The organism is Sulfurovum sp. bin170, from assembly GCF_010892395.1.
In the GTDB taxonomy this organism is placed as follows: Bacteria; Campylobacterota; Campylobacteria; order Campylobacterales; family Sulfurovaceae; genus UBA1140.
Map to the genome: position 1 here is coordinate 1 of NZ_JAACKB010000330.1, position 6,547 is coordinate 6,547.

General features: G+C 35.3%; 6 protein-coding genes. 5 read left to right on the plus strand and 1 reads right to left on the minus strand.

Annotated features, from left to right (window positions below; genetic code table 11):
- Both GSY74_RS07805 and GSY74_RS07810 read left to right on the plus strand, forming a co-directional pair.
- On the plus strand, positions 1–296 hold a 296-nt coding region (locus tag GSY74_RS07805; RefSeq protein ID WP_164664540.1), incomplete at its 5' end, for a PIN domain-containing protein.
- A 43-nt stretch (positions 297–339) separates the two neighbouring features.
- Positions 340–2,190 (plus strand): TRAP transporter large permease subunit, encoded by a 1,851-nt coding sequence (locus GSY74_RS07810; RefSeq protein WP_164664541.1) that lies wholly within the window; start codon positions 340–342, stop codon positions 2,188–2,190.
- A 157-nt stretch (positions 2,191–2,347) separates the two neighbouring features.
- Here the strand turns inward: GSY74_RS07810 and GSY74_RS11045 are convergent, their stop codons facing one another.
- Positions 2,348–3,034 carry a response regulator gene (locus tag GSY74_RS11045; protein WP_164664542.1) on the minus strand — a complete coding sequence of 229 codons (687 nt, stop codon included), beginning with the start codon at positions 3,032–3,034 and terminating at the stop codon, positions 2,348–2,350.
- Positions 3,035–3,153: 119 nt separating this feature from the next.
- On the opposite strand from GSY74_RS11045, the gene GSY74_RS07820 reads away from it, so the two are divergent.
- From GSY74_RS07820 to GSY74_RS07830, 3 genes are all read left to right on the plus strand, one after another.
- A complete protein-coding gene (locus tag GSY74_RS07820; protein WP_164664543.1) occupies positions 3,154–4,305 on the plus strand; it encodes a sensor histidine kinase in 1,152 nt (383 codons plus the stop codon).
- Positions 4,306–4,452: 147 nt separating this feature from the next.
- Positions 4,453–5,499: a hypothetical protein gene (locus tag GSY74_RS07825; RefSeq protein WP_164664544.1), complete on the plus strand. Its 1,047-nt coding sequence runs from the start codon at positions 4,453–4,455 to the stop codon at positions 5,497–5,499.
- Positions 5,499–6,371, plus strand: coding sequence for a hypothetical protein (locus tag GSY74_RS07830; protein ID WP_164664545.1), 873 nt, complete (start codon positions 5,499–5,501; stop codon positions 6,369–6,371). Before GSY74_RS07825 ends, GSY74_RS07830 begins: the two co-directional genes overlap by 1 nt.
- Positions 6,372–6,547: the final 176 nt, after the last annotated feature.

Below are 6,547 nucleotides of genomic sequence, written 5' to 3' on the forward strand. Positions count from 1 at the left end.
AGAGTGGTAAAATAGAAGCGATGTTAATGGATTTTATCTTGGCAGAGGTTATCTATGTGTTAAAAAGAATTTACAAGTATAAAAAAGATGATATATCTTCTGCATTAAAAAAGCTACTTTTATACAATCATCTCTATACCGAAAATAAATTAATTACTTTTGAGGCTCTTGAGATTTATGCTGATAAAAATATAGATTTTGCTGATGCTATGTTGTGTGCTAAAAAGAAGTTAGAGGGATTTGAAATTATTAGTTTTGATAGAGATATTGGGCGTTGTTCTGATGGAAAGAGTTAAATAAAAAGTTTAATATGATTAAAAATATGACAGGAGTGCGAGAGTGACCTACCAAATCGACACCCTAACCAAAAAAACAGGCTCTCTAACAGCCATCTTAGCCCTAATCTTAGCCCTACTAGTAGGCTACGACGCAACAGTTCGATACCTTTTTTCAGAAGGTTCAATCGCCCTGCAAGAGATAGAGTGGCATCTTTTTGATATTGTTTTCCTCTTAGGTCTCTCTTATGCACTCAAACATGATAAACATGTAAGGGTAGATATATTTTTTGCTAACTACTCCAAAGATACCAAGGCTATAGTTCAAATTTTATCTATGCTGATTTTAGTCATTCCTTTCTCACTATTCTTTCTAAGTGGCTCTTTTGATATGACCGTTCAATCTTATGTTCAAAATGAGATTTCATCTGACCCAGGGGGATTGACTCATCGTTATCTGATAAAGGGCGTACTGTTTTTGGCATTTGTTCTTTTGGTACTTCAAGCTATTTCAGAGATTATAAAAGCTTATAAGAAACTAGAATCTAAGAGACGACTATTTATTTATTTGGCTATAGTAGCTCTGTTTTTTATCTTCTCATCACTTCATCTACCATTTCTGCTTGACCCTTTATGGTTGATGTTTTTGTTAACTCTCTTTTTGCTTATGAGTGGTTTCCAAGTGGCATTTGTATTTGCAGGAGTTGCACTATTTTTTGCTTTGATTTCTGATGAGATGGGCTTACATGTTTTGGATATGTTGCCTTATCGTGTCTATGGAATTATGGGTAATGTTACGCTTATGGCTGTACCTCTTTTTATCTTGATGGGGTTGATTTTGGAGAAGTCTAAGATAGCAGAGGATTTGCTTTTTTCTATGGGACAACTCTTTGGTCGAGTGCGAGGTGGTTTGGCTATCTCTGTGGTGGTGGTTGGAGCTATTTTGGCAGCGAGTACAGGGATTGTTGGGGCTTCTGTAGTGATGATGAGTTTGATTGCTCTGCCTTTAATGCTCAAACACAAATATTCGCCTGAATTGGCAACTGGGGCGATTGCCTCTAGTGGAACTTTAGGTCAGATTATTCCTCCCTCTATTGTTTTAATTATTTTGGGTGACCAGATGCATCTTAGTGTAGGAGACCTATTTAAAGCAGCAGTGGTTCCTGGTATTTTACTTATAATTTTATATATAGCCTATATCCTTATCTATGCAAGATTAAAACCATCTGTGGCTCCTGTAATTGAGAGTGATGAGGATTATGGTAAAGTTGTCAAAAAGGCATTAAAAGTTATCGCTCCTCCTCTCTTACTCATTATAACTGTACTTGGAACTATCTTTGCAGGGGTGGCTAGTCCTACAGAGTCGGCAGCCTTTGGGGTAATTGGGGCTTTACTTTTGGCTCTATATAATCGTCAGTTCTCTTTTGAACTACTTCGCTACTCCTCTATTGAGAGTGTGAAGCTAACCTCTATGATATTTATGATACTTATTGGAGCTACTGCTTTTTCACTGGTTTTTAATGAACTTGGTGGGGATGTGATGGCGATGGAATTCTTTAAAGGTGACATTGGCGACAAGTGGGCGTTTATACTTATAGCAATGCTAGTTATATTTCTGCTTGGGTTCTTTATAGACTTTATAGAGATAGCCTTTGTGGTTGTGCCGATACTTGTACCTATCGTTTATGCGTTTGGGATTGACCCTGTTTGGTTTGCGATTTTGATAGCTCTGAATCTACAAGCCTCATTTTTGACCCCACCGTTTGGATTTGCACTCTTTTATCTTAAGGGGGCTTCGGGGGATATGGTAACTACGGGGCAAATTTATCGTGGGGTTATACCGTTTATTGGGTTGCAGTTATTGGCGTTGCTGATTATTCTGCTGTTTCCTGATTTGATTTATATATTTGGGTAGGGTGCGATTGCCATCGCACCCAATATCGGCACAATAAAAGATGTTTGTTAGAAAATTAAATATTAAGGTGCGTTGGCAATCGCACCCTACCAATTTGGATTATGATGAGATATTTAAAAGGTTATGCATTTCAAATTCATCGCCATAACCATCATATCTATTTACTATAAGTAATATATCCCATTCCTTTAACATTTTCAATTAGATGTGTATCGGTCTTTTCACGAATCCGATGTACTAATGCTCTTAGGGTATTACAACTCCTATTTTCATGCCAAATGTGACCACATATCTGCTCATTGGATACAGTTGTATTTTTACTTTTGGCTAAAATCTCCATAAATTTATGTCCATTTTTACTTAAAAAAACTTCTTTGTTATCTCTGCATAAACGCTGTAGTTTTGTGTTGAAGTAGTACTCATTGATGAGTTTAAGTTTGATATTATCTGAATTTTCTTTCTTTTTTTTATTGTCTAAAAGTGCAAGATGCATTGTGGCAAGTATCTCTTTTTCACGATAAGGTTTGAGCAGATAGGCATAGGCACTACTCTCATAGGCAGACTCTATTATCTCTCTGTTGGAGTAAGCTGTGAGATAGATGATTTTGCAATCAGGACTATTGCGACAAATCTGCATGGCAGCCTCTGTACCACTCATCTGCCCTTTTAGCATAATATCCATCAAAACAATATTGGGTTTATCTCTTTTGGCAATCTCTATCGCTTTGCGACCAGTGTCAGCAATATCAAGAACTCTGTAACCGTTATCTTTTAGCATACAGCTAAGATATTCAGCAGGAATCAATTTATCTTCTACAATAAGTACGGTTTTTCTATTTTTCACATAATATCCTTATAAATATTAAAAATTATTAAAAATTGTAAGTTAATGTAATATTTTACTCTTTTATCCATGAAAATCTGATAAGATATGAAACAAGAACTGTTTGTAAAGGTTAGATTATGGTAAGTAAGCTAAAAGAGATTTTTAGAAGTAGAAAACATCAAGATATTATGTTGGTTGGACTTTTTCTATCTTCCATTATTGTTTATATTAGTTTGGCACTTTTGGCGTTTATTATGCAAATATATTACATATTTTTTATAAAATTGATACTTCTTTTTTTGATGATTGCTCTGCTTTGGTTCTATCTAAGATATTTTAAGACAAAACTTTTTGCCTCTATATTGATTGTTATTATAGAGGCAGAGTCAAGCTTAGCTGTGCTTAATAGAGAATTTTATGAGTTTATTACGATTTATCCTTTTCTGATTATTTTTGGATTTTACTTCTTTTTTAGACTAAAGACAGCTCTCTGGATGACACTTGTGCATCTTCTCTATTGGACAGGTGCTACTGCTCTGAAATATAGGGAGATACAAGAGGTAACTTTTGCAGATCGGACACCTGACTTTAATATGTTTACCACATCTGTAGTTGTTATAATCTTGGGGATATTTTACAACATATCCACAGAGGTGTCCTACGAAAAACTAGAGAAAGATGATAGGATAAAAGCATTTTTGCTCAAAGAGATACACCACCGAATCAAAAATAATCTCAATATCATCACCTCTATCTTTGGGCTACAGATGCTTAGCATAAAAAAGAGCAGTAACTTGCAACAGAATCCCTATGATATGTTAAAAGAGAATAAAGTTCGTATAGAGTCTATAGCTATGATACACGAGGCACTCTACAAAGATTATAATATGGAGAAGATAGATTTTGAGGAGTATACCATGAATCTAATAGATTTGATAAATCAGACCTATAGCAGAGATATATCTGTAGAGATTGACTCAAATCATATTTCTCTGTTGACAAATAGAGTTTTTCAATTGGGTATTATTTTAAATGAACTCTTTACTAACTCCATAAAATACGCTTTTGATTCAGATAAAGAGGAGGAGATAGAGATTTCGTTGAGAAAAGAAGATGATAAATATATTTTGATATATCATGAGATTAATAACAACTTCTCTCTTTTGGAAAAGTTGACACATAGTGAATCTTTGGGGATGAAACTTATCTATCTGACTGTAAGAGAGATGGATGGAGAGCTTGATATATCACAAAATGGTGGGCTTATTTTTAGAATAGAGTTTATTTAAGAATTTCCTGATAGAACTATTCTTTATGTTTTTAAATATCAAAAAATAGTAAAAAACCATAAAACATAATTGTTTCGTAATTCTTCCGTTATATAATACGAAATAGTATTAAAAAATACTAAATAAAAATAGAAAAAGGGGCTTGTAATGAGAAGATTGATTACAAACATGGCAATGATGACAGTGCTACTGCTTTTTGCAGTAGGTTGTGGAGAGGGGAGTTCAACAAATAGCACTCCTACAGAAGATGGAGCTACAGGTATGACAGTTAATGTATCTGTGGATAAGGGTAAAAGTCAAGGGAGTTTGTATCAGAAGACGGATATGCAGATTCATCATGTTGGATTAGAAGTTGATGGTGGTGGTTTAACTGCAGTATATCCTGATGATATGAATTCTTTAGATGGTTGGCAATTTGATATATTTGGACTACCTACAGGAACCTCTTTAACTTTTGAGGCAAGGGCGTATAACTTAAGTAATGAGGTATTGGCTAAAGCAACTACCATACTAACAATAGCCCCAGGAGAACATCCTGTAATAGAGATGGGATTGGTGCAAGAAGTGACGGGGGCAGATGTAGAAGATGAACCAATTCATATAATAGGTAAAACAATTACTGAAAATGCTGGGGACGCTAGTTTGTCTGATATTGTATTTACTTTATCAAATCCAGAAGAGATACATTATGATTATGAAGTCATAAATGAGAGTGGAGAGTCTGAGTTTGGTGGTGATACTTATAATCAACCAACTACTTTTACATCATTAATGATTACAGGAATTGCAGATGGTACATATATGCTGCAGATAATTTCAAACAATTATGAATACTACTCCTATGTTCTTATTGTTCAAGATGGAGATATAGCTAATATATATGAAGCACCTGCTATTGGATATCCTGATATGGTGGTTAATGATACTACTTTAACTATGTTTTTCTATACCGCAGGTGCTGATACATTTGCGTATGAGATAACCAGTGGTGCAGGTACTATTACTTCTCATGTTGTTGATACAACAACAGCAAACCCTTCTATATGGACACATAATTATGCCGTAACCATAGAAGGATATGATGCTAGTAGTGACTTTAAGATAAAGTTTACAGCAACAAATACATTAATACCAGATATTACTGCATATCCTACCAGTCATAGAATTTTTCCTATACACGGTAATCCTCAATAATGAGCTACTCTAACTTTTTAAAAAGTGGCTTGACTTCCACTTTACTCCTCCTATTGGTGGGGTGTGGGGGAGGTGGTGGTGGCTCCTCATCTGGTGATGATGGCTTTCAAAATTTAGATTTGTATGGATTTAACCTAAGCTTTACGGATAATCAGTTTAGATATGAGATGGAAAATATCAGTGACTCTACTCTACTTCCTCACTATTTTGATTTTGGTACGGATGATTTTGAGCTAGAGAGTGAAGACAGACAGATATTTGTCAACCAAAAAAGAGGCAGTAGCAATGATGTATCTTATAGCCTAGAGAGCAGTGGTAGCATGGTCGCCAAAGATGATGAGAATATCTTTAGACTCTCCATCACCGCTATAGAGGATGTCAAACTAGAGAGACTCGATGCGTATAGAACCAAACCGCTCACGCTTGAGGGCAAAAAGTATGTTGTCAAAAAAGAGTATCTAGCCAACTACTACGCAGTAGAGAGATTGACCTCTGATACTACTTTTGACAGTTTGACAGAGTTTACGGCAAAACATACCCAGATTCCTTTTATAGGAAGTAGATCCTATGGATTGGTCTTTGGAGAAGAGGGTAAACTACAAGCAAAACAGAGAGAAGATGATAAGTACGCTGATGTAGGAAGTTATGAGATAAAAGAGATAGAGGGTCAGAAGATCCTTTTTGTATACTCTGATAATCTAAATCAATATGATGCTCATGGCTGTTATATCCTAGATTATGGTTTCGTTTGGGAGGCTAGATGCCATCTAAAAGATAGCTCAGAAGAGCTTGATTTTTATAATAGAGAGATTTATGAGCCTATTTTGGAGTATATGCAGACCAATTTTGTGGATATTACCATTTCGATTTAACTATTTTGAAATAGTTATTTTTTGACTTGCTCCCATCGCTCCTGAGACTATGTAAGAACCTAGGAAACGGAGGCTTCAGCCCTGAAAAAGACCAAGTTTTGCTAGGAAATAGCCATTTTTAGGTTATTTTAGCTTTCATTTGGCGTGGCTAAAGCCCAATGCCAATGAATTAAGCT